The sequence below is a fragment of the Stenotrophomonas sp. SAM-B genome, assembly GCF_013387485.1.
Lineage (GTDB): Bacteria > Pseudomonadota > Gammaproteobacteria > Xanthomonadales > Xanthomonadaceae > Stenotrophomonas > Stenotrophomonas maltophilia_AA.
Genome location: NZ_JABBXB010000001.1, coordinates 860,503 through 883,692 on the forward strand (window position 1 = coordinate 860,503; position 23,190 = coordinate 883,692).

Genomic DNA, 23,190 nt, shown 5'->3' on the forward strand with positions numbered 1-23,190 from the left:
CAGCGTGATGTGGCTGTGAGAGGGGAGGCGGCCTGCTGCCCTTTCGACGTTCATTCTCGGTGAGCGCGACCTTGCTTCCCCCATGCGCCCAGCGCGCTATGCTTCGCGCTTTCCCGCCCCCTGCGCCGCGATGAAACTCGCCATCCTGTCCCGCAACAGCAAGCTGTACTCCACGCGCCGCCTGGTGGAGGCCGCGCGTGCGCGTGGCCATACCGTGCGCATCCTCGATCCGCTGCGCTGTTATATGCGGATCGCGGCGGACGGCTTCACCATGCATTACAAGGGGCGGCCGATCACCGGGGTGGACGCGGTGATCCCGCGCATCGGCGCCTCCGTCACCCGCTATGGCACGGCGGTCCTGCGCCAGTTCGAGATGATGGGCGCGCGCACCCCCAATCCCTCCGATGCGATCCTGCGTGCGCGCGACAAGCTGCGGGCGCATCAGATCCTGGCCTCCAAGGGCATCGACATGCCGGTCACGGTGTTCGGCGACAACCCGGATGACACCGTCGATCTGCTTTCGATGCTCGGCCCGCCGCCGCACGTGGTGAAGCTCAACGAGGGCACCCAGGGCCGTGGCGTGATCCTGACCGAGAAGGCCAGCGCCTCGCGGGGCATCGTGGAGGCGTTGCGGGGGCTGTATGCCAACTTCCTGATGCAGGAGTTCATCGGCGAGGCGCAGGGCGCCGACCTGCGCTGCCTGGTGGTCGGCGACCAGGTGGTCGGGGCGATGCAGCGGCAGGCCCCGGACGGCGACTTCCGCTCCAACCTGCATGCCGGAGGCAGCGCCCGCGCCGCCAAGGCCAGCCGCGCCGAGCAGCTGGTGGCCGTGCGCTCGGCCAAAGCCCTGGGGCTGGGGGTGGCCGGCGTGGACCTGATCCGCTCCAGCCGCGGCCCGCTGGTGCTGGAGGTCAATTCCACCCCCGGGCTGGAAGGCATCGAGGCGATCTGCCAGGCCGACCTCGCCGGACGCATCATCGACCACGTTGCCTCGCTGAAAAAGCCAGCAAATACAAAGGGTTGATGCGTATTTTCAAGGTCGGTCAGGGTCTTAACATCGGTTTAATCGACCCGGGCGTAGGCTCTGTCGAACCGCAGCTCTGCCCTCCTCAGCAGGATCGGTAATCGGGAAACACCTTCAGGCCCAGGCGGAAACGCCTGGGCCTTTTTCTCCCTGACCTCCAGCACTTGCTGCCACTGGCAGGCCCGGCATACATTCGGCGTTCACTTCACAGCACGGATCAGCTCGACATGAAGCGTTTGACGATGGCCATGGCGGCCGCGGCACTGGCACTGGCAATGGGAAGCGCCGCAGCGGCGCCGAAGAACAAGGAGATCTTTGAGCCGGGCAAGCCCATGGCTGAACAGATCACCAAGATCGAAGCGGACTTGAACGGCGGCGAGACCTACTCGGAAATCACCGTGGATCAGCGCAGCCGGGTGCGTCAGGCCTTGGGGCATATGCGTGGCATCATCGAGCGGAGCGGCAGCGAGGCCTCCCTGTCTGCGGCCAACCGCAACGAACTGTTCAACGACCAGCAGGTGGTGAACACCGTTTTGACACAGGCGCGCGAAGATAGCCGTCTAATATGCAGGCGTGAGCGCGTGGTGGGCTCCAACATGCCGCAGACGCAGTGCATGACGGTCGCCCAGCGGGAACGGATCAAGAACACGTCCCAGAGCAGCATGGACCAAGCGCAGCGCGTCGGTCGTTTTTCCAACTAGAGGTCACAGTGCGAATCCTTGTAATCGAAGACAACAGCGACATTGCCGCCAACCTGGGCGATTACCTCGAAGACCGCGGCCACACCGTGGACTTCGCTGCCGATGGCGTCACCGGTCTGCACCTGGCCGTCGTCCATGAGTTCGACGCCATCGTGCTGGACCTCAACCTGCCCGGCATGGATGGGATCGAGGTCTGTCGCAAGCTCCGCAACGAGGCGCGCAAGCAGACCCCGGTGCTGATGCTGACTGCCCGCGATTCCCTGGACAACAAACTGGCCGGCTTCGATTCCGGTGCCGATGACTACCTGATCAAGCCGTTCGCGCTGCAGGAAGTCGAGGTGCGTCTGAACGCCCTGTCGCGTCGCGGCAAGGGCGTGCAGACCCGCGTGCTGGAAACCGGTGACCTGGAGTACAACCTGGATACGCTGGAAGTGCGTCGCCAGGGCAAGCTGCTCCAGCTCAACCCGACCGCGCTGAAGATCCTGCAGGCGCTGATGGAGGCCTCCCCGGCCGTCGTCACCCGACAGGAGCTGGAAACCCGCGTGTGGGGCGAAGAGCTGCCGGATTCGGATTCTCTGCGCGTGCATATCCACGGCCTGCGCGCCGTGGTCGACAAGCCCTTCGAGGTTCCGATGATCCAGACCCGTCATGGCATCGGATACCGCATCGCCGCGCCGGAAGCCTGATCCGGTGACGGGCAGGGGGGGGCGTCGCCGCGCGCCATATCGGCGCCGGCTGCGCAGCCGCATCATCGTCTCGTTCGTGCTGTTGGGCTTCTGCCTGACCACGCTGTTTGCGTTCGCCACCAACTGGACCCGCGCCCGCGTGGAGAACCAGCTGGTCGAAGATGTCATGAACCGCAACATCAACGAGTACGCCAAGCGTTTCGCGGCAGACCCCTCGCGCAGCCCCGACCTTCCGGTGCAGCAGATGTACGCCCGACTGGTCCGGCCGGACAAGTTCGAGGCGCTGCGCCTGGAACAGCCGGACTGGTATGAGTTCAACGATGGCATCCACGGTGTCAGCGGCGTGGATGACGGCGGCAAGCCGTTTTCCTACAAACTGGCGGTACGCAAAACGCCGGAGGTGTGGTTCTTCCTCGCCTATGACATGACGGAGAGCATCCGCGGCGAGAGTCAGCTCAACCGCGCGCTGTTCTTCTCGGTCCTGGTGTTCAGTGTGCTGTCCCTCGTTCTGGGCTGGTGGTCCGCCTCCAAGGTGATGAAGCCGGTGTCCGATCTGGCCGCCCGCCTGCGCGCTTACCGCGGTGGCACCAGCGAGCCGGAACCCCTGGCACCGCGTTTCCCGGACGATGAAGTGGGCCAGCTGGCCCAGGCGCTGGATGACTACTCCGCGCGGCTGACCGAAGTGGTGCAGCGCGACCGTGAGTTCAATGCGGACGTCAGCCACGAACTGCGCACGCCGCTGGCCGTGATCCGCGGCGCCACCGAGCTGCTGCTGACCCGCCCGGATCTCGATCCCAAGGTGCTGCAGCGCCTGCAGCGCATCCAGCGCGCCGAACAGCAATGCACCGATCTCATCGGCGCGCTGCTGCTGCTCTCGCGCAACGAGCGCGGACAGGGCAGCAGCAATGTCGCCCGGGTCTCGGAGCAGCTGCTGGATTCGCATCGCGCCCAGCTGGGTGGCAAGCCGCTGGAGCTGGTCTTGGAAGGCAACCACGATCTGGTGATCGACGCGCCGGAATCGGCCCTGTCGGTCGCACTCGGCAACCTGATCGGCAATGCCGTGAAGTATTCCAAGGAAGGCGCGGTGCGGGTACGCGTCGGTGCCAACGCGGTCGAGGTGATTGACAGCGGCCCGGGCCTGAGCGAGGAAGATGCGGCCAAGCTGTTCCAGCGTGGCTACCGCGGCACGCACGCGGGGCATTCGCAGGGCGGTGGTATCGGCCTGTCGATCGTCAGCCGCCTGTGCGATCTCTACGGCTGGCAGGTCAACGTCCGTCCGGGTGCCGGGCGCGGCGTGATCGCCACGCTGACCTTCTCCCCCGCCTGACGCGGTAGAGCCGACCGTTGGTCGGCTCCTCCAGATCTACCGCGCCGCCAACTCCCGATAGGCCCGATCCAGCCGCTCCACATGCGCCTGCAGGTGGTCCGGGTGACCGTCATTGACCACCACGTCGTCGGCCAGGGCCAGGCGCGCCTCGCGGCTGGCCTGCGCGGCGATCATGCGGTCGGCCAGGGCGGTGTCGATGCCATCGCGCTGCATCAGCCGCGCGTGCTGCACGGCCACCGGCACGTCCACCACCAGGATCCGGTCCAGCCAGGGGTACTGCTGGCGGCCACCCGCCTCGGTGAGCAGGGGAATCGCTGCGATCGCATACGGCCCCTCGGCCTGCTCGCAGGCCTGGCGCAGCTGCTGGCGGATCGCCGGATGGGTGATCGCCTCCAGCGCCTGCCGGTCCTGCGCCGAATCGAAGATGCGCGCGCGCAGGGCCGCGCGGTCCAGCTGCCCATCGGCCAGCAGGATGTCGGTGCCGAAGTAAGCGGCAATCCGGGCGAGCCCCTCGCTGCCGGGGGCCACCACCGCGCGTGCGGCCAGGTCGGCATCGGCCACAGTGATGCCCAGCGCCTCGAAGCGGCGGCTGACCTCGCTCTTGCCGGCGGCAATGCCGCCGGTCAGCCCGATCACGAAGCGGCTCATCGGGCGGCCCTCAACGCAGGCCGGCGTAGCTCAGGTAGCCGTTGATCAACGGCTCGCCCCACATGAACACGATCCAGCCCGCGATGGCCAGGTACGGCCCGAACGGGATCGGCGTGGCCCGGTCGCGGCCGCGCGAGTACAGCCAGATCGAGCCGATGATGGCGCCCACGATCGACGACAGCAGGATGATCGGCAGGATGCCCTTGAGCCCGCACCAGGCGCCCAGGGCCGCCAGCAGCTTGAAATCGCCGTGGCCCATGCCTTCCTTGCCGGTCAGCTGCTTGAACAGCCACCACACCGACCACAGCGACAGATAGCCGGCCAGCGCGCCCAGCAGGGCCGGTTTGGCCGGCATGTAGAGATTGTCGCTGGCCGCGATCAGGCCGAGCCACATCAAGGGCAGGGTCAACTGGTCGGGCAGCAGCTGGGTACGCAGATCGATCCCGGACAAGGCCACCAGGAAGCAGCTCAGCACGATCGCACCGAAGCCCTGCCAGCCGAAGCCGAACTGCCAGACGCTGGCAGCCACCAGCACGGCGGTCAGCAGCTCCACCAGCGGGTACTGGATCGAGATCGGCGCATGGCAATGGCGGCACTTGCCGCGCAGGGCCAGCCAGCTGAACAGCGGGATGTTCTCGTACCAGGACAGCTTGTGCTTGCAGTGCGGGCAGTGCGAGGGCTCCACCACGATCCCGGGCGGTGGCGGCTCGTAGATGTCCGGTTCTTCCAGGACCTCGCGCGCATCGCGCTTCCACTCCCACTCCAGCCGCTTGGGCAGGCGCAGGATCACCACGTTGAGGAAACTGCCGATCAGCAGTCCCAGTCCGACCGCGGCGGGGTAGCCGAGACCGGGATGCTGGTCGAGAAATGCCATTTATTGATTATCCAACCACGGAGGCGAGTTTGAAGATGGGCAGGTACATGCCGACCACCATACCGCCGACGACCACACCGATGAAGACCATGATCATCGGTTCGAGCAGGCTGCTCAAGGCGTCGACCGCATTGTTGACCTCCTGCTCGAAGTACTCGGCCACCTTGAACAGCATGGTGTCCAGCGCGCCGGCCTCTTCGCCGATGGCGGTCATCTGCACCACCATGTGCGGGAAGATGTTGACCTGCTTCATGGCCATGTTGACCGGGTAGCCGACCGAGACGTCGTCGCGCATGCGCAGCACGGCTTCCTCGTAGACCTTGTTGCCGGTGGCACCGGCCACGATGCCGAGTGCCTCCACCAGCGGCACGCCGGCCTTGAAGGTCACAGCCGTGGTCCGTGCGAAACGGGCGATCGAGCTGTTGTGCATGATCTGGCCGATCACCGGCACCTTCAGGATGAAGCGGTCCATGCCGTGCTGCATCGAGGGGGAGCGCCGGTAGGCGAAGATGAACCCCACGATCGCGCCGATCACGACGAACAGGATCAGCCACCACCACGCCACCATGAACCGGGACGCGGCCACGATCAGCTGGGTGAAGGCCGGCAGGTCGGCGCCGAAGCTCTTGAACACATCTTCGAACTGCGGCACCACGAAGATCAGCAGGATCGCACTGACGATCATCGCGACCGCGACGACCATGGCCGGATAGAACAGGGCCTTCTTGATCTTGCCCTTCAGGGCCTCGATGTTCTCTTTATAGTTGGCCACCGTGTCGAGCACGGTTTCCAGCACGCCGGCCCCTTCACCGGCCCGGACAAGGTTGCGGTAGAGCTCGTCGAACTGCACCGGGTGCTTGCTGATCGCCTCGTGCAGCGACGAGCCGCCCTCGATGTCGGTGCGGATGCTCTCCACCATTTTGCGCATGCGCGGGTTCTTGTGCCCGCTGCCGATGATCTCCAGCGAGCTGACGATCGGCACGCCTGATTTCATCATCGTCGCCATCTGGCGGCTGAAGAACGCGATGTCCTTGGTGCTGATGGCGCTACCGGCGGCACCGAACAAGGGCTTGGGCTTGGGCTTGACCACCGTGGGCGTGATGCCCTGGCGGCGCAGCTCGGCGCGCAGCAGGTTGGCATTCTTGGCGGGCGTTTCGCCCTTCATCTTGACGCCGCGCTTGTCGGTCCCCACCCAGACAAACGGTTGCAGCTCCATGGTGTTGCGGGCCACGGGCTCTTTCTTGATCGCACTACGGCTGACAGACATTTCAGGCTCCCCAGCCACACCATCCCCAGGCGGGCTATCTCGCGGCATGGTAGCCGGTTCCGTGCACGCTGGGCAGTCCTTCGGAGGTGCCCAGGAGCGGAGGGCTGGCCGGACCGGGCGTGTCAAAAGGTGACGCAACCGGTCACATTGCCGGGTCCATCGCAAATTGTTGTGCGGGGGGTTCCAATCGGGACGATTGCTGCCATCATTGCGCCGGGGAATGCTGGGGAGCATTGCCGACCCACTTGGCATGCAACCTGCTTCGATCCACCCGCACAGGGCGCCCGCCCCGCTCAACCGGCTTGCCGGTCCGGCGACGGCCCAGTGCCCTACCTACTTTTATCTCTAGGGGATGTACGCATGAAGAACCAGAAGGGCTTTACCCTGATCGAACTGATGATCGTCGTTGCGATCATTGCGATCCTGGCCGCCATCGCGCTGCCGCAGTACAAGAACTACACCGCTCGCGCTAAGATCACTCAAGCTATCGGCGCGGTGGCGGGCGAAAAGATTAAGGTTGCTGAAAATTATGCTTCGGAAGCGTCCAGCCTCTGTGCCGGTGCCTCGGGTTGCACCGCCGGCGCTGCTTTGGCTGATCTGAAGCTTGTTGGTGAATCCAACGATAAAACTGCCGGCGTAGAGATTCAGCCGGTCGCTCCGGCCAATGATACCGCGCCGATTACTTGGACCTGCAAGGTCACCAAGTCCAGTGGTCCATACGCGAACAAGCCGTGCGACAATTTGAACGCTGCTGCGCCGTAAGCGGGCTCATGCCGCGAAAAGCGAAATGACTTTTTAGCGTTCTAGGAAATGCCCGCGAGCAATCGCGGGCATTTCTGTTTATGTCCGCCACGCTCTATGTGTTGCTACCCTAGCTACGACCTGATCGAGCCAATTCCATGAACACTGTCGCGGCCACCCCCAACCTCGTCGGCATCACCGGCATCGCCCGCCGCCTGGTCCAGGACGGCGCGCTGGAGGAAGCCGTAGCCCGCACCGCCATGGCCGACGCCACCGCGGCCCGGCAGCCGCTGCCGCAGTGGTTCGCGGACAAGAAGCTCGTTACTGCCGCGCAACTGGCCGCCGCCAACTCCCTTGAGTTCGGCATGCCGCTGCTGGACGTGACCGCGTTCGACAGCAGCCACAACGCCATGAAGCTGGTCAGTGAGGAGCTGCTGCGCAAGCACCACGTGCTGCCGCTGTTGAAACGTGGCGGCAAGCTGTTCGTCGGCACCAGCAACCCGACCCATTCGCTGGACGAGATCAAGTTCCACACCAACCTCGTGGTCGAGCCGATCCTGGTCGACGAGGAGCAGATCCGCCGTACGCTGGAGCAGTGGCAGTCCACGCAGGACAGCCTGGGCTCCGCGCTGGGCGGCGGCGATGACGACATGGGCGACCTGGATGTCTCGACCGGCGATGAGGAGGGCGGGGCCACCGATTCCGGCATCGACGCCAAGGGTGACGACACCCCGGTAGTCAAATTCATCAACAAAGTCCTCGTCGATGCCATCCGCAAGGGCGCCTCGGACATCCATTTCGAACCCTACGAAGACGACTATCGGGTGCGCCTGCGCATCGATGGTCTGCTCAAGAACGTGGCCAAGGCCCCGGTCAAGCTCAACCAGCGCATCGCCGCGCGCCTGAAGGTGATGGCGCAGCTGGATATCGCCGAGAAGCGCGTGCCGCAGGATGGGCGCATCAAGCTCAACCTGTCCAAGACCCGCCAGATCGACTTCCGCGTCAGCACGCTGCCGACCCTGTTCGGCGAGAAGGTGGTGCTGCGTATCCTCGATGGCAGCGCGGCCAAGCTGGGCATCGACAAGCTCGGCTATGAGCCGGCCCAGCAGAAACTGTTCCTGGATGCGATCCACAAGCCGTATGGCATGGTGCTCGTCACTGGCCCGACCGGCTCGGGCAAGACGGTGTCGCTGTACACCGCGCTGGGCATCCTCAACGATGAAACGCGCAACATCTCCACCGCGGAAGACCCGGTGGAAATCCGCCTGCCCGGCGTCAACCAGGTGCAGCAGAACGTCAAGCGCGGCATGACCTTCGCCGCGGCGCTGCGCTCGTTCCTGCGCCAGGATCCGGACATCATCATGGTCGGCGAAATCCGCGACCTGGAAACGGCCGAGATCGCGATCAAGGCTGCGCAGACGGGCCACATGGTGCTCTCCACGCTGCATACCAACGATGCCCCGCAGACCATCGCGCGCCTGATGAACATGGGCATCGCCCCGTACAACATCACCAGCTCGGTGACCTTGGTGATCGCCCAGCGCCTGGCCCGCCGGCTGTGCAACAACTGCAAGCGCCCGGTGGAGCTGCCGGCCAACGCGCTGCTGGCGGAAGGCTTCACCCAGGCCCAGCTGGACGCGGGCATCAAGCTGTTCGAGCCGGTCGGCTGCGATGAGTGCACCGAGGGCTACAAGGGCCGTACCGGTTTGTACCAGGTCATGCCGATGACCGATGAGATCTCCACGATCGTGCTGGCCGGTGGCAATGCGCTGCAGATTGCCGAAGCGGCGCAGCTGGCCGGGGTCAACGATCTGCGCCAGTCGGCGTTGATCAAGGCCGCGGCCGGTGTGACCGGTCTGGCGGAGATCAACCGGGTGACCAAGGACTGATCAGCGCGGTTGGTTGACACGGAAAGGCCCGCGCAAGCGGGCCTTTTTGTTTCTGGGCTGGTGGATGCTGGGCAGCCAACCATGGGGTGGCTCTACTCCATGCCGAGCTTCTTCAGCTTGTACCGCAACGCGCGGAAGGTAATGCCCAGCTGCGCAGCCGTGCGCGTTTTGTTCCAGCGGTTCTCCTCCAGCGCCTTCTGGATCGCGGTGCGCTCCATCTGCTCGATGTAGGAGGGCAGGGCGCCATTGCCGGCCGGCAGATCGACCACCGCTTCTTCCTGGGTGGCGGGTGCATTGCCGGCGCCGAAACGCGGCGCGTGCTGCGGCAGGCGCAGGTCGCTGGCGCCGATGCGGTCTTCCTCGGCCAAGGCCAGGGCGCGCTCGAGGATGTTCTCCAGTTCGCGCACGTTGCCGGGGAAGTGGTACTGGGCCAGGGCGTCCAGCGCTGAGGGCGCCAGCAGCGGGGTCGGGCGGCCGTGGGTGCGGGCCAGCCGTGCCAGGATCGAGGCGGCCAGCGCGGGCAGGTCGCTGCGGCGCTCGCGCAGTGGCGGCACGCGCAGTTCGATCACGTTGATGCGGTAATACAGGTCGTGGCGGAAGCGGCCGTCTTCGACCAGCTCGCCCAGGTCCTTGTGCGTGGCCGAGAGGATGCGCACATCGACCGGCACCTCGGTGGCGGCACCGACCGGGCGGATCGATTTCTCCTGGATCGCGCGCAGCAGCTTGACCTGCATCTGCAGCGGCAGCTCGGCCACTTCATCCAGGAACAGGGTGCCGCCGTGCGCGGCCTGGAACAGGCCGGGTTTGTCGGCATGCGCGCCGCTGAAGCTGCCCTTCTTGTGGCCGAAGAACTCGCTCTCCATCAACTCCGAGGGAATCGCGCCGCAGTTGACCGGTACGAAGGCGCCCGGCGCACGCGCGCTCTGCGCGTGGATGGTGCGGGCGACCAGCTCTTTGCCGACGCCGGACTCGCCGAGGATGTAGACCGGCGCCTGGCTGCGCGCGACCTTGGCGATGGTGGCGCGCAGCAGATCCATCGACGGCGAATCGCCGAGCAGGCGCGCGGCCTGTTCCGGAGCCAGCGGTGCGGGCGCGGCACGCTCGGTGTTGTTGAGTTCCAGTGCGTGCTTGACCAGGCCGCGCAGCACCGAAATATCCACCGGCTTGCTGACGAAATCGAACGCGCCGGCCTTCAGTGCTTCCACCGCCAGGTCCATGCTGCCGAACGCGGTGATCATCGCCACCGGCGTGCGCGGGTAGTGCTGCGCGATTTCGGTGACCAGCTCGATGCCGTTGCCATCGGGCAGCCGCATGTCGGTGATGCACAGGTCGTACGGGTTGCTGGCCAGCAGCTCGCGGGCTTCGGCGAGGTTGGCCGCGGTGCTGATGCGCAGGCCCATGCGGCCCAGGGTCAGTACGAGGAGTTCGCGGATGTCACGCTCGTCGTCGACGACGAGGGCGCTGCGGGTGTCATTCATAAGGAAGGAAGATAGCCGAGGGCGGTCGTTGGCGACAAATGTTTGACGGTGGTGTGCAGGTGTGCGCGGCTCATCCGGCCATCATCGTGTGCGGGCCGGCCAGCACCAGCCGGAAGCAGGCGCCGCCGGCGGGCACCGAGACGTACTCCAGCCGTGCCTGGTTGGCCCGGCAGAGTTCGCGGGCGATATACAGGCCCAGCCCGGTGCCATGCTCGGAGGTGGTGAAGAACGGCCGGAACAGCTGGCTGGCGACGGTCTCGGGAATGCCGGGGCCGCGGTCCATCACATCGATGATGGCGGTGCGGTCCTGGCGCGACACGCGCAGCCGCACGCGCGCAGGCTCTTCAGCCACGCGGCCGTACTTGAGCGCGTTGTGGACCAGCACGGTGAGGATCTGGTGCAGGTGGCGCGGGTCCACCAGGGCGTGCACCGAGGTCTCGCTGATGATCGGCTCCACGCTGTCGGTCTCCAGCGAGAGGCCCTGTTTGTACTCGAGCACGAAGCGGCGCACGAACGCGGCCAGGTCCACGTTCTCCGGGTTGGCGCGCTCGCGCCGGGCCAGCCCGAGCACGCTCTCGACGATGCCGTTGGTGCGCTGGCATTGCTGGTTGATGATCTGCAGCAGGCGGCGGTCGGTGTCGCGGATGTCGGCGGATTCTTCCAGCAGCTGGGCGGCGTAGTTGATCGCTGCCAGCGGGTTGCGGATCTCATGGGCGAGGCTGGCCGAGAAGCGGCCCATCGCCGAGAGCGTCAAGGACTCGGCACGCCGCGAGACCACGGTGGAGTCGTCCAGGAACACCAGGGTGAGGTCGCTGCCGGCGAGCAGGCGGGCAAAACGCGGCTGCACTTCGGGCTGGTCCGGCGAGAGCTGCAGCGGCATTTCCTCGTTGGTCCAGCCGTTGCGCCAGCGCAGCAGCCGGCGGCTCAACTCGGGCGCGGCGCTGCCCAGTTCCAGCCGGCCGCTGCCACTGTTGCCGTCGGCATCGCCGAGCAGGGTGGAGGCGGCCTCGTTGGCCAGGGTGATGCGGTTGGCACCATCGACCACGATCACGCCGGTGCGCATGCGGCGGATGATCAGCTCGTTGATCTGGAACAGGTTGGCCACTTCATCGCCGCGCTGGTTGGCCAGCTGCTGGTTCATGCGGGCGCGGTTGCCGACCTGGTAACTGATGAAGGCGATGGCCAGGTAGCTGGTGACGAACATCGCCAGCTCGGCCAGGGTGCGGGTCGGGTCGCCGCCTTCGAGTTGTTTCCAGAGGTATTCGCCGGCGGTGGCGGCGCTGGCGGCAGCGGCCAGGCCCAGCCCCATGCTCAAGGGCAGCAGGGTGGCGGCCGCGGCGATGTTGAACAGCAGCGACATCGAAATGCCCGCGCTGGCCCCGGGCAGGGCATGGGCGAGCAGGGTGGCGGCGATGATGTCGGCGGCCACGCTCCACACCACGATGGTGCGCAGCCAGCGCTCGTTGCGGCCGAACAGCAGCACCAGCACGGCCACCAGCAGGTAGCCGCTGGCCACGATCGTCGCCAGCTTCGGGTGGTCGGCGGCCCCGACCAGGCTGGTCAACGGGCTGAACAGCAGCGCGCCGATGACGGTGGCCATCAGCAGGCGGTACAACGCGAAGAAATACAGCTCGCGCCGCGGTATCGATTCGATGCGGTCGATCAATGAAGCACTGGGTGACACGCCGGAACTCCCCTTCTGGCACGGGGGCAGTGTAGGGGGTCCGGCCGGGTTTGGGGGCGGGCGTCCGGGGCCGGGCGTGTGAAGGCGGGACGGCGGGCGGGCGCCGGCCGGCTGCGCGGCCGTGCGACGACGCGCCCGCAAGGCGGTTTCCGGCCCCTGCCGCAACTGTCTGAAATTGCGCCGGAAACCCCCTAGCGTGGCTGTCTCCGGACGGACTTCTTTGCGCACGCGCGCCGGGTCGTCCACAATAGTGGGCCCGCCGCGGTCCTTACCGGCGCCCCCGTGAGGGAGCCTTGGAGATGCGTGCGGTCGTTCCTATTCCCACGGTGACGCATGAATTTCCACGAATACCAGTCAAAACAGCTGCTTGCCGAGTACGGCATTCCCGTTCCGGCCGGCAAGGTCGCGGCTACCCCGGACGAAGCGGTTGAAGCTGCCAACGCCCTGGGCCAGGGCCCCTGGATGGTCAAGGCGCAGATCCACGCTGGCGGCCGCGGCAAGGCTGGCGGCGTCAAGTTCTGCAAGACCACCGACGACGTGAAGGCCGCTGCGGCCAAGATGCTCGGCACCAAGATGGCCACCTACCAGACCGCCGGCGTCGAACTCCCGGTCAACCTGGTGCTGGTGACCACCGCCGGCGAGATCGTCAAGGAACTGTACCTGTCGGTGCTGGTCGACCGTGGCACCAAGACCATCACCTACATCGCCTCTTCGGAAGGCGGCGTGGAGATCGAGCAGGTCGCCGCGGAAACCCCCGAACTGATCCACTCGCTCAACGTCGATTTCGTTGAAGGCGTGCAGGGTTACCACGGCCGTGATTTCGGCTTCAAGCTGGGCCTGACCGCCAAGCAGGCCGGCCAGTTCGCCAACATCATGGTGAACCTGTACCGCCTGTTCAACGAAAAGGACCTGGCCCTGGTTGAAATCAACCCGCTGGCCATCCTGGACGACGGCAACCTGTACGCGCTGGACGGCAAGTTCGACAGCGACGACAACGCCGCGTTCCGTCAGAAGGCTCTGGTCGCCATGCGCGACAAGACCCAGGAAGACGAAACCGAAGTGACCGCTTCGGAGCTGGACATCAACTACGTCACCATGGACGGCAACATCGGCTGCATGGTCAACGGCGCCGGCCTGGCCATGGCCACCATGGACGTCATCAAGCTCAACGGCGGCGAGCCGGCGAACTTCCTGGACGTGGGCGGCGGTGCGAACAAGCAGCGCGTCATCGAAGCGTTCAAGCTGATCCTGTCCTCGGACAAGGTCGAAGGCATCTTCGTCAACATCTTCGGCGGCATCGTCCGCTGCGACATGATTGCCGAAGGCATCATCGCCGCGGTCAAGGAAGTGGGCGTCAAGGTTCCGGTCGTGGTGCGCCTGGAAGGCACCAACGTGGAAGAAGGCAAGCAGCTGCTGCGTGACAGCGGTATGGCCATCATCCCGGCCGACAACATCAACGACGGTGCCAAGAAGGTCGTCGAAGCTGTCAAGAACGCTGCCTGATCCGACACCGAAGGAAATCCAATGTCTGTTTTGATTAACAAGAACACCAAGGTGATCGTGCAGGGCTTCACCGGCCAGCAGGGCACCTTCCACGCCACTCAGATGATCGAGTACGGCACCCAGGTTGTTGGCGGCGTGACCCCCGGCAAGGGCGGCACCACCCACATCGACCTGCCGGTCTTCAACACCGTTGCCGACGCCGTGCAGAGCACCGGCGCCAACGCCTCGGTCATCTACGTGCCGCCGCCGTACGCGGCTGACGCGATCCTGGAGGCGGCCGCTGCCGGCATCCAGGTCATCGTGTGCATCACCGAAGGCATCCCGGTGCTGGACATGCTGCGCGTCAAGAATGTGCTGACCCGCTCGCATCCGGACACCGTGCTGATCGGGCCGAACTGCCCGGGCGTCATCACCCCGGGTGAGTGCAAGATCGGCATCATGCCGGGCCACATCCACAAGCCGGGCAAGATCGGCATCGTGTCGCGTTCGGGCACCCTGACCTATGAAGCGGTCAAGCAGACCACGGAAGTCGGCCTGGGCCAGTCCACCTGCATCGGCATCGGTGGTGACCCGATCAACGGCCTGAACTTCGTCGACTGCCTGAAGCTGTTCAACGAAGATCCGCAGACCGAAGGCATCATCATGGTCGGCGAAATCGGTGGCGACGCTGAAGAAGCCGGTGCCGAGTACATCAAGAACCACGTGAAGAAGCCGGTCGTCGGTTTCATCGCGGGCGCCTCGGCTCCGGCCGGCAAGCGCATGGGCCACGCCGGTGCGATCGCATCGGGCGGCAAGGGCACCGCGGAAGGCAAGTTCGCCGCCATGGAAGCTGCCGGTGTTGTCACCGTCCGCTCGCCGGGCGACCTGGGCGCTGCCATCGCCAAGCTGGTGAAATAAGACCGCCAGCCGCGCAGCGGCTGACGTGTCTGTAGAAGCCGACCGTTGGTCGGCTTGGAAAGGCCGCCTCCGGGCGGCCTTTCTGCGTTTCAGGCACTACCCGGGCCGGTAGGTACCGACCGTTGGTCGGTACGCGCCGCGTAGTGCCGGCCGCTGGCCGGCTCCTCATCGTGCTGCCACCGAATGCGTGGTTGCCGGCCAGCGGTCGGCACTACAATGAGCGCATTGCAACCACAGGCTGGACCCCCATGACGTCGCTCCGCATTGCCCTGGCGCAGTTCGATTTTCCGGTTGGCGCAGTGGCGCAGAACACCGACACCATCATCGCGATGATCGCCGAGGCGCGCGACGAGTACGGTGCCGAGCTGGTGGTCTTCCCGGAGCTGGCGATCAGCGGCTACCCGCCGGAGGATCTGCTGCTGCGCCCGGGCTTCCTGTACGACTGCCAGCAGGCGCTGGAGCGCATCGCGGCGGCCACCACCGGCATCGCGGCCGTGGTCGGCTGGCCACAGGCGGCCGGTGCGGTGGTCTACAACGCGGCCAGCGTGCTGCGCGATGGCAAGGTCGAACACACCTACCGCAAGCGCGAACTGCCCAATTACGCGGTGTTCGATGAGCGCCGTTACTTCGATGTCGATCCGGACGGCGGCAGCTGCGTGTTCGAGCTGAAGGGCGTGCCGGTGGGCGTGCTGGTCTGCGAGGACCTCTGGTTCGCCGAACCGTTGGCCGATACCGTCCGTGCCGGCGCGCAGCTGGTGGTGGTGCCCAATGCCTCCCCCTACGAGCGTGGCAAGCACGCCCAGCGCGATGCGCTGCTGGCCGAGCGTACCCGCGAGAGCGGGGCGGCGATTGCCTACCTCAACGTGGTGGGCGGCCAGGACGCGCTGGTGTTTGACGGGGCCTCGGTCGTCGCCGATGGCGATGGCACGGTGCACCCGGCGGCCGCGGCCTTCACCGACCAGTGGCTGGTGGTGGATTACGACGCCGATGCACGCCGCTTCCTGCCGCGCGAGTGGATGGACGACGGCGACGAGAGCATGGACGCGCTGGCCTGGCGGGCGGTGACCCGCGGGATCCAGGACTATTGCCGCAAGAACGGCTTCAAGAAGGTCTGGCTGGGGCTGTCCGGCGGCATCGATTCGGCGCTGGTGCTGGCGATGGCGGTGGATGCGCTGGGCGCGCCCAACGTCACCGCGGTGCGGCTGCCGTCGCGCTACACGGCGGACATGTCCAACGACCTGGCCGCCGAGCAGTGCCGCGCGCTGGGGGTGAAACTGGAAGCGGTCTCGATCGAGCCGGTGTTCGAAGGCCTGATGGCCGCGCTCGGCCCCATGTTCGAGGGGCAGGCAGCCGATGTGACCGAGGAGAACCTGCAGTCGCGCAGCCGCGGCGTGATCCTGATGGCGCTGTCCAACAAGTTCGGCGGGCTGCTGCTGACCACGGGCAACAAAAGCGAGTACGCGGTGGGTTACGCGACCATCTACGGCGACATGTGCGGCGGCTATGCCCCGCTCAAGGACCTGTACAAGACGGAGGTGTTCGGGCTCTCCAAGTGGCGCAATACGGTCGGCGGCGCCCCGGTGATCCCGCCGGCGGTGATTTCCCGCCCGCCCTCGGCCGAGCTGCGCGCCAACCAGACCGACCAGGACTCGCTGCCGGCCTACGACGTGCTGGACGGCATCCTGTACCGCTACGTGGACCAGGAGCAGTCGCGCGAGGAGATCGTGGCCGCCGGGTATGCCGCCGAGGTGGTGGACCGTGTGCTGCGCCTGGTGCGCACCAGCGAGTGGAAGCGCCACCAGGCCGCCCCGGGGCCGAAGGTGTCGCGCCGGGCGTTCGGGCGTGAGCGCCGGTACCCGATCAGCAATGGTTACGAGGGCTGAGAAGCCACCCGGTAGGCGCCGACCGTTGGTCGGCGCGGTGCCTCCGCCAGGACATTCGCCCGACCAACGGTCGGGCGCTACCGTAATAAAAAAGGCCCCTTTCGGGGCCTTTTTATTATTTGCGGTTCATCGTGGCGTTGCGTTCACCGGTACTGGCGGACTTCTCGCCGGCAAACGGGTTCAGCTTGCGGACCATCCACGGGTACTTCGGCCACTTGCCCTGCAGCCACGGGTGGTCGGGCTGGTTCAGCTCGAGCACGCGGCGGGCATCGTCGGCCAGGGTCTTGTTGCCCAGGTGGGTGTAGGCCTCGCCCAGGGCGGCCACGGCGTCGTACTGGAACGCGCTCTGCGGGTAGTTCTCCAGCAGGAAGTTGGCGCGGCCGGCGGCCGAGACGTAGGCCTCGCGGCGCAGGTAGTACAGGGCGTTGTCCAGCTCGTACTGGGCGAACACGTCGCGCAGGGCGATCATCCGCTGGCGCGCGTCGGCGGCGTAGCGGCTGTTCGGGTAGCGCTCGGTGACGATGGTGAAATCGGCATAGGCCTGGCGCGGGCTGGACAGGTCGCGGCGGCTCGGGTCCAGCGACCAGACGCGGCGCAGGAAGACCGTGTCGCGGTTGCCATTGGCCAGGCCACGCAGGTAGTACATGTAGGCGATGTTGCGGTGGGTCGGGTAGGTACGGATGAAGCGGTCCACGCTGGACACCGCGTCATCGTGCTTGCCGGCCTTGTACTGCGCGTAGGCGCTTTCGATCATGGCCTGTTCGGTATACGGGCCATACGGATATTGGGCTACCAGGCGGCGGAAGCTGGCTTCGGCACCGCTCCAGTTCCCCCCTTCCATGAGCTTGTGGCTCTTTTCATAGAGCTGCTCAACCGGCAGGCCTTCATCCGGATTCTTGCCCTTGGTACCGCGGTGGCAGCCGGTGGCGACGAAGAGCAGCACCAGCATCAGGGCGGCGAGGCGGACGGGCGCGGACAGCATAACGGAGCGTCGGATCATGGGGTCAGGGCGGGACGCGGCTGGAATACGAAGGGTCGATGATAGCCTAGTGGCCTGTCCCGCGACTGAAACTGGTCGCCCGGACCCCAAAATTGTCCCTATTGCGGTGTGCCCCCATGTCCGATACCCCTGCTGATTCCGATTCCCCCCGCCAGGCCATCGTGCCCGATACCGCCGCAGGCCGGCGTTTCGACGCCGTCCTGGCCGAGCTGTTCCCCGAGTTTTCCCGGTCCAAGCTGACCGAGTGGATCAAGTCCGGGGATGTCCTCCTGGACGGCGACACCGTGCGCGGCCGCGACCCGGTGCGCGGCGGCGAGGTGGCCAGCCTGCATGTCGTGCTCGACACCCAGACCCATGCCGAGCCGGAGGACATCCCGCTGGAGGTCCTGTACGAGGACGAGCACGTGTTCGTGATCAACAAGCCGGTCGGCCTGGTGGTCCACCCCGGCGCGGGCAACCCGACCGGCACGCTGGTCAATGCGCTGCTGTTCCGCGACCCTTCGCTGTCGGTGCTGCCGCGCGCAGGCATCGTGCACCGCCTGGACAAGGACACCAGCGGCGTGATGGTCATCGCCCGCACCATCCAGGCGCAGACCGCGCTGGTCGAGCAGCTGTCCGCGCGTGAAGTGCACCGCCAGTACCTGGCCGTGGTGGTCGGCGCGCTGGTCTCCGGCGGCACCGCCACCGCCGGCATCGATCGTCACCCGCGCGACCGCATCCGCATGGCCGTGCGCGAAGACGGCAAGGAAGCGATCACCCATTACCGCCTGCGCGAACGCTTCCGTGCGCACACGGCGCTGGAGTGCCGCCTGGAAACCGGCCGTACCCATCAGATCCGCGTGCACATGGCGCACCTGCGCCACCCGATCATCGGCGATCAACTGTATGGCGGCGCGCTGAAGCTGCCGAAGGGTGCCAGCGACGAGCTGGTGGCCGAACTGCGCGGCTTCAAGCGCCAGGCGCTGCACGCTGAAACGCTGGAGTTCGTGCACCCGATCACCGGGGAAAAGATCACCAACAGCGCGCCGCCGCCGGCCGACATGCAGGCCCTGCTGCACGCCCTGCGCGAAGACAGCAAGCGCTTCGCCGAGCAGGAACGCAACCGCCGCTGATGGACGCCCCCGTGCCCGTGTTGCCAGCCGACTGGCAGGCCCCGATCGGGGTCCATGCGCTGACCACCCTGCGCTTCGGCGCAGGCGGTTCGGTGGCGCCGTTCGACCAGTTCAACATGGGCAACCGGTACGCCGCCGACGGCGACGACCCGGCACAGGTGCAGCGCAACCGCGACCTGCTCGTGCCCGGGCTGGGCCTGCCCTCGGCGCCGCACTGGCTGCGCCAGGTGCACGGCACCGGTGTGCGTCGCTTCACCGCCCCGCCGACGGCCGTCGGCGTGGAGGCGGAACCCACCGCCGATGCCGCCGTGACCTCGGTCCCGGGCGTGGTGCTGGCAATCCTCACCGCCGACTGCCTGCCGGTGGTCTTCGCCGCGCGCGATGGCGGTGAGATCGGCGCCGCCCATGCCGGGTGGCGTGGGCTGGCCGACGGCATGCTGGAGGCCACCGTGGCCGCCATGCAGACCCCGGCTGCGCAGCTGCAGGCCTGGCTGGGCCCTGCGGCCGGTCCGGCCCTGTATGAGATCGGCGAGGACGTGTTCGAGGCCTTCGTCGAGCGCGACGAGGGGGCTGCGACGGCCTTCGTGGCGACCCGGCCGGGGCACTGGAAGGTCGATCTGTATGCGTTGGCCCGCCGGCGGCTGCAGTCGGCCGGGCTGGACCCGGCCTGCATCAGCGGCGGTCAGTACTGCACCCTGGCCGATCCGCAGCGGTTCTATTCGCATCGGCGCGACCGCCGCACCGGGCGCATGGCGACCCTGGCGTGGATCGCGCCCTGACTGCGGGACAGACGGTGGGTGGATCGGCAGCTGAAGCGGTCATCGTCTTCGACGGCGTGTGCGCCCTGTGCAGCCGCTGGGTGCGGTTCCTGCTGCGCTTCGACACGCGGGGCCGCTATCGCTTCGCAGCGATGCAGGGCGCGCAGGGACGGGCTCTGCTGCAGGCACACGGGCTGGATCCGGAGGACCCGACGTCGTTCCTGCTGCTCGACGCAGGCCGTGCGTGGACGGACACCGATGCGATCATCCGCGTGCTGACGGGGCTGGGTGGCGCATGGCGACTGCTGGGCGTGCTGCGCTGGGTGCCACGCAGGCTGCGAGACCACGGGTATCGGGCGCTGGCGCGCAACCGGTATCGGTGGTTCGGCCGGCATGACACGTGCTTCCTGCCGACACCAGAGCAGGCGGTGCGGTTCCTGGACTGACGGGTGGACGCGCTGCCGGCCAGCGGCCGGCACTACCTAGACGTCCGCGCCATCACCCGTAGTGCCGGCCGCTGGCCGGCATCACCCTTCCAGCGCCTGCAGATACGTCTGCCGCCAATGATTGATGTCGTACGTGCGCAGGTGGTCCATCATCGCCTGCCAGCGCTCCACGCGCTTCTTCAACGGCATCGTCGCCGCGGTGGCGATCGCATCCGCGACACCATCCAGGTCATGCGGATTGACCAGCAGCGCCTGCTTCAGTTCATCGGCCGCACCGGCCAGCAGGGACAGCACCAGCACGCCGGGGTTTTCCGGGTCCTGCGAGGCGACGTATTCCTTGGCGACGAGGTTCATGCCATCGCGCAGCGGCGTCACCAGGCCGACCGCGGCCGCCCGGTAGAAGCCGGTCAGGGTGGCATGGGTGAAGTTCTGGTTGACGTAGCGCAGCGGGGTCCAGTCCGGCGCGGCATGCCCGCCGTTGATGTGCCCGGCGATCTGCTCCAGCTGGCCGCGCAGCTGCCGGTATTCGGTGACATCGCCGCGCGAGACCGGTGCGATCTGCAGGTAGGTCAGTGAGCCGTGCTGATCCGGATGGCGCTCCAGATAGCGCTCGAATCCCTGGAAGCGTTCGGGCAGTCCCTTGGAATAGTCGAGCCGGTCCACGCCGATCGCCAGTTGCCGATTGCGCAGGCTGCCGCGCAGGTCCTTGACCGCGGGTTTGTTCGCGCCGGCCTTGGCCTGGCGCGCGATGAACTCGGTATCGATGCCGATCGGGAAGGCGGCGGCGCGGAAACGCCGGCCGCCGGGCGCTTCCAGTTCGCCGTCGGGCAGCACACGGCCGCCACCGAACAGGCGCACATAGGACTGGAAGCGGTCCGCATCGCGCTGGGTCTGGAAGCCGACCAGATCGTAGGCGTAGAGGCTGGAGAACAGCCGCAGATGGTCCGGCATCGCCTGCAGCAGATCGGCAGAGGGCATCGGCACGTGCAGGAAGAAGCCGATCCGGCAGCCGATGCCACGCTCGCGCAGCAGCGAGGCCAGCGGGATCAGGTGGTAATCATGGATCCAGACGATGTCGTCCTCGCGCAGCAGCGGCGCGAGCTTCTCGGCGAACAGCGCGTTGACCCGGCGATAGGTCTCGCGGGTGGCGCGGTCGTAGTCGACCAGGTCCAGCCGGAAGTGCAGCAGCGGCCACAGCGTGCGGTTGGCGAAGCCGTTGTAGTAGCCATCGACGTCGCGCTTGTTGAGGTCCATGGTGACGTAGCGGATGTCCCCGTCGACCTGCTCGTGCAGGGCGCCGCTGTTGTCGCGCACCGACTTGCCGCTCCAGCCGAACCACAGGCCACCGCGCTCCTTGAGCGCGGCCAGCAGCCCGACCGCGAGGCCGCCGGCGCGGGATTCACCGGGAACGGCGACCCGGTTGGAGACGACGACCAGGCGGCTCATGACGCCTCCTGCCAGCTGCGCGACAGGCGCATGGCGGCGGTGATCAGGCCCACGTGCGAATAGGTCTGCGGGAAGTTGCCCCAGGCCTCGCCATTGTCGAACGCGAGATCCTCTGAGAGCAGGCCCAGATGGTTGCGGCGCTCCAGCAGCGTCTCGAACATCTCGCGCGCTTCGTCCAGGCGGCCGATCGCGGCGAGTGCATCGATGTACCAGAAGGTACAGATGGTGAAGCTGGTTTCCGGCTCGCCGAAGTCATCCGGCGCCACGTAGCGGTACAGCGCGTTGCCATGTTTGAGATCACGGCCGATCGCTTCGACCGTGGCCACGAAACGTGCGTCGGTGGCCTCGATGAAGCCGATATCGGCCAGCAGCAGCAACGACGCATCCAGACGATGGCCGCCGAAGGTGTCGGTGAAGTGGCCGAGGTCTTCGCTCCACGACTCGCGCATGATGCGCGCATGGATGATGTCGGCGCGCTCGCGCCAGTAAGTGGCGCGGTCGTCCAGCTTCAGCCGCACGGCGATCTTGCACAGGCGGTCGCAGGCGGCCCAGCACATCGCGCTGGTGTAGGTGTGGACTTCGGTGCGGCCACGGAATTCCCACAGCCCGGCATCCGGCACGTCGTGCAGGGTGAAGGCCTGCTCGCCAAGCGGTTCCAGCCGCGCGAAAGTGTGTGCATCGCCCGGGTCCTGCAGGCGGCGGTCGAAGAACAGCTGGGTGGAGGCAAGCACCACGCTGCCATAGACATCATGCTGGCGCTGCACCCAGGCCAGGTTGCCGCGGCGAACGGGGCCCATGCCGCGGTAGCCGGAGAGTGACGGTACTTCGCTCTCTTCAAGCTTCGCTTCGAAGCTGATGCCGTACAGCGGTTGCAGGCTGCCATCGGCGGTGGCCAGGTTGAAGATGTAGCCCAGGAACTGCTCCATCGTGCGGGTCGCGCCGAGGCGGTTGAGCGTGCGCACCACGAAGGCGGCGTCGCGCAGCCAGCAGTAGCGGTAATCCCAGTTGCGGATGCTGCCGGGCGCTTCCGGGATCGAGGTGGTCATCGCGGCGATGATCGCGCCACTGTCCTCGTACTGGCACAGCTTCAGCGTGATCGCGCTGCGGATCACCGCGTCCTGCCATTCCAGCGGGATCGACAGATAGCGCACCCATTCGCGCCAGTAGTCGCGCGTGCGCTGGAAGGATTCCTGTACGTAACCGCTGAGCGAGCGGTTGAGCGATTCGTCCACGCCCAGCACCAGATGCACGGGATGGTTGAGCACGAACGGCAGGCCGTCGCGCACGAAGCGCAGCGGCACATCGGTCGTCAGGCGCAGCACGTGGTCGGGCAGTACCCAGCGGATGTGGTTGCTGCCCCAGGTGGCCTCGGGCACGCGGGCACCCCAGTCGGCCAGCGGGCGCGCACGCACGATGATGCGCGGGTTGCCGGACAACGGACGCACCTGGCGGATCAGGCTGACCGGCCGGTAGAAGCGGTCGTTCTGGCGCCAGCGCGGCGCGAAATCGATGATTTCCAGGGCGCCGCCATGCTTGTCGCGCAGCACGGTGCGAAGGATGGCGGTGTTGGTCAGGTAGCTCTGTTCGCTGTCGACCATGTCCTCCAGCTCGATGCCGAAGTCACCGCCTTCCTGTTGGTTGGGGCCGAGCAGGGCGCAGAAGGTCGGGTCGCCATCGAAGGTCGGCAGGCAGCTCCAGACGACGCGCGCGTGTTTGTCGATCAGCGCGCCGAAGCTGCCATTGCCGACCACGCCCAGATTCAGATCGGGTTCGCTCATGATGCAGGAAGTCTCGTGTCATGCCGCGGCGGCACACCGGTGGGGGAG

At 66.7% G+C, this 23,190-nt stretch carries 20 protein-coding genes; 12 read left to right on the plus strand and 8 right to left on the minus strand.

What is annotated here, in order from left to right:
• Nucleotides 1-130: 130 nt before the first annotated feature.
• The 4 genes from rimK (at nt 131) to HH110_RS03735 (ending at nt 3,738) form a co-directional block, all read left to right on the plus strand.
• On the plus strand, nt 131-1,024 hold the full coding sequence (gene rimK, locus HH110_RS03720; protein ID WP_176988374.1) for a 30S ribosomal protein S6--L-glutamate ligase: 894 nt from the start codon (nt 131-133) through the stop codon (nt 1,022-1,024).
• 227 nt (nt 1,025-1,251) lie between these two features.
• Entirely contained in the window at nt 1,252-1,725 is a 474-nt protein-coding gene (locus HH110_RS03725) for a hypothetical protein (RefSeq protein ID WP_176988375.1), read from the plus strand.
• Nucleotides 1,726-1,733: 8 nt separating this feature from the next.
• Nucleotides 1,734-2,411: a response regulator transcription factor gene (locus tag HH110_RS03730; protein WP_019183933.1), complete on the plus strand. Its 678-nt coding sequence runs from the start codon at nt 1,734-1,736 to the stop codon at nt 2,409-2,411.
• A complete protein-coding gene (locus HH110_RS03735; RefSeq protein ID WP_176988376.1) occupies nt 2,374-3,738 on the plus strand; it encodes a HAMP domain-containing sensor histidine kinase in 1,365 nt (454 codons plus the stop codon). The genes HH110_RS03730 and HH110_RS03735 overlap by 38 nt, the downstream gene beginning before the upstream one ends.
• Before the next feature lie 36 nt (nt 3,739-3,774).
• Here HH110_RS03735 and coaE read toward each other — a convergent pair whose 3' ends face one another.
• Genes coaE through HH110_RS03750 form a run of 3 tightly spaced genes read right to left on the minus strand, consistent with a single transcriptional unit; the run spans nt 3,775 to nt 6,527 of the window.
• The gene (gene coaE, locus HH110_RS03740; protein WP_176988377.1) at nt 3,775-4,386 is read right to left on the minus strand and encodes a dephospho-CoA kinase; all 612 of its coding nucleotides are present in this window, start codon (nt 4,384-4,386) and stop codon (nt 3,775-3,777) included.
• A 10-nt stretch (nt 4,387-4,396) separates the two neighbouring features.
• Nucleotides 4,397-5,260, minus strand: a complete 864-nt coding sequence (locus HH110_RS03745) for an A24 family peptidase (protein WP_176988378.1) — start codon at nt 5,258-5,260, stop codon at nt 4,397-4,399.
• Nucleotides 5,261-5,267: 7 nt separating this feature from the next.
• A complete protein-coding gene (locus HH110_RS03750) occupies nt 5,268-6,527 on the minus strand; it encodes a type II secretion system F family protein (protein WP_176988379.1) in 1,260 nt (419 codons plus the stop codon).
• Between the two features lie 360 nt (nt 6,528-6,887).
• Between HH110_RS03750 and HH110_RS19485 the strand changes: the two genes are divergently transcribed.
• Both HH110_RS19485 and pilB read left to right on the plus strand, forming a co-directional pair.
• Nucleotides 6,888-7,289 (plus strand): prepilin-type N-terminal cleavage/methylation domain-containing protein, encoded by a 402-nt coding sequence (locus tag HH110_RS19485; RefSeq protein ID WP_176988380.1) that lies wholly within the window; start codon nt 6,888-6,890, stop codon nt 7,287-7,289.
• A 137-nt stretch (nt 7,290-7,426) separates the two neighbouring features.
• Nucleotides 7,427-9,157: a type IV-A pilus assembly ATPase PilB gene (gene pilB / locus HH110_RS03760; RefSeq protein ID WP_176988381.1), complete on the plus strand. Its 1,731-nt coding sequence runs from the start codon at nt 7,427-7,429 to the stop codon at nt 9,155-9,157.
• 92 nt (nt 9,158-9,249) lie between these two features.
• Here pilB and HH110_RS03765 read toward each other — a convergent pair whose 3' ends face one another.
• On the minus strand, nt 9,250-10,635 hold the full coding sequence (locus tag HH110_RS03765; protein WP_176988382.1) for a sigma-54 dependent transcriptional regulator: 1,386 nt from the start codon (nt 10,633-10,635) through the stop codon (nt 9,250-9,252).
• A gap of 70 nt (nt 10,636-10,705) precedes the next feature.
• On the minus strand, nt 10,706-12,319 hold the full coding sequence (locus HH110_RS03770) for an ATP-binding protein (protein ID WP_176988383.1): 1,614 nt from the start codon (nt 12,317-12,319) through the stop codon (nt 10,706-10,708).
• A 333-nt stretch (nt 12,320-12,652) separates the two neighbouring features.
• Here HH110_RS03770 and sucC point away from each other — a divergent pair, with 333 nt between their 5' ends.
• The 3 genes from sucC to HH110_RS03785 all read left to right on the plus strand — a co-directional run bounded on the left by sucC (nt 12,653) and on the right by HH110_RS03785 (nt 16,602).
• Complete coding sequence (gene sucC / locus HH110_RS03775; RefSeq protein ID WP_176988384.1) at nt 12,653-13,822, plus strand: ADP-forming succinate--CoA ligase subunit beta; 1,170 nt, start codon at nt 12,653-12,655, stop codon at nt 13,820-13,822.
• A 21-nt stretch (nt 13,823-13,843) separates the two neighbouring features.
• The gene (gene sucD, locus HH110_RS03780) at nt 13,844-14,719 is read left to right on the plus strand and encodes a succinate--CoA ligase subunit alpha (protein ID WP_176988385.1); all 876 of its coding nucleotides are present in this window, start codon (nt 13,844-13,846) and stop codon (nt 14,717-14,719) included.
• A 248-nt stretch (nt 14,720-14,967) separates the two neighbouring features.
• The gene (locus HH110_RS03785) at nt 14,968-16,602 is read left to right on the plus strand and encodes an NAD+ synthase (RefSeq protein WP_176988386.1); all 1,635 of its coding nucleotides are present in this window, start codon (nt 14,968-14,970) and stop codon (nt 16,600-16,602) included.
• 115 nt (nt 16,603-16,717) lie between these two features.
• Here the strand turns inward: HH110_RS03785 and HH110_RS03790 are convergent, their stop codons facing one another.
• The gene (locus tag HH110_RS03790) at nt 16,718-17,602 is read right to left on the minus strand and encodes an outer membrane protein assembly factor BamD (RefSeq protein ID WP_176988387.1); all 885 of its coding nucleotides are present in this window, start codon (nt 17,600-17,602) and stop codon (nt 16,718-16,720) included.
• A 116-nt stretch (nt 17,603-17,718) separates the two neighbouring features.
• On the opposite strand from HH110_RS03790, the gene rluD reads away from it, so the two are divergent.
• Genes rluD through HH110_RS03805 form a run of 3 tightly spaced genes read left to right on the plus strand, consistent with a single transcriptional unit; the run spans nt 17,719 to nt 19,918 of the window.
• Nucleotides 17,719-18,714: a 23S rRNA pseudouridine(1911/1915/1917) synthase RluD gene (gene rluD, locus HH110_RS03795; RefSeq protein WP_019183947.1), complete on the plus strand. Its 996-nt coding sequence runs from the start codon at nt 17,719-17,721 to the stop codon at nt 18,712-18,714.
• Complete coding sequence (gene pgeF / locus HH110_RS03800) at nt 18,714-19,493, plus strand: peptidoglycan editing factor PgeF (RefSeq protein WP_176988388.1); 780 nt, start codon at nt 18,714-18,716, stop codon at nt 19,491-19,493. Before rluD ends, pgeF begins: the two co-directional genes overlap by 1 nt.
• Complete coding sequence (locus tag HH110_RS03805; RefSeq protein WP_176988497.1) at nt 19,490-19,918, plus strand: thiol-disulfide oxidoreductase DCC family protein; 429 nt, start codon at nt 19,490-19,492, stop codon at nt 19,916-19,918. Before pgeF ends, HH110_RS03805 begins: the two co-directional genes overlap by 4 nt.
• An 81-nt stretch (nt 19,919-19,999) precedes the next feature.
• Here the strand turns inward: HH110_RS03805 and otsA are convergent, their stop codons facing one another.
• Both otsA and HH110_RS03815 read right to left on the minus strand, forming a co-directional pair.
• On the minus strand, nt 20,000-21,364 hold the full coding sequence (gene otsA / locus HH110_RS03810) for an alpha,alpha-trehalose-phosphate synthase (UDP-forming) (RefSeq protein WP_176988389.1): 1,365 nt from the start codon (nt 21,362-21,364) through the stop codon (nt 20,000-20,002).
• A complete protein-coding gene (locus HH110_RS03815) occupies nt 21,361-23,142 on the minus strand; it encodes a glycoside hydrolase family 15 protein (RefSeq protein ID WP_176988390.1) in 1,782 nt (593 codons plus the stop codon). Before HH110_RS03815 ends, otsA begins: the two co-directional genes overlap by 4 nt.
• Nucleotides 23,143-23,190 lie beyond the last annotated feature (48 nt).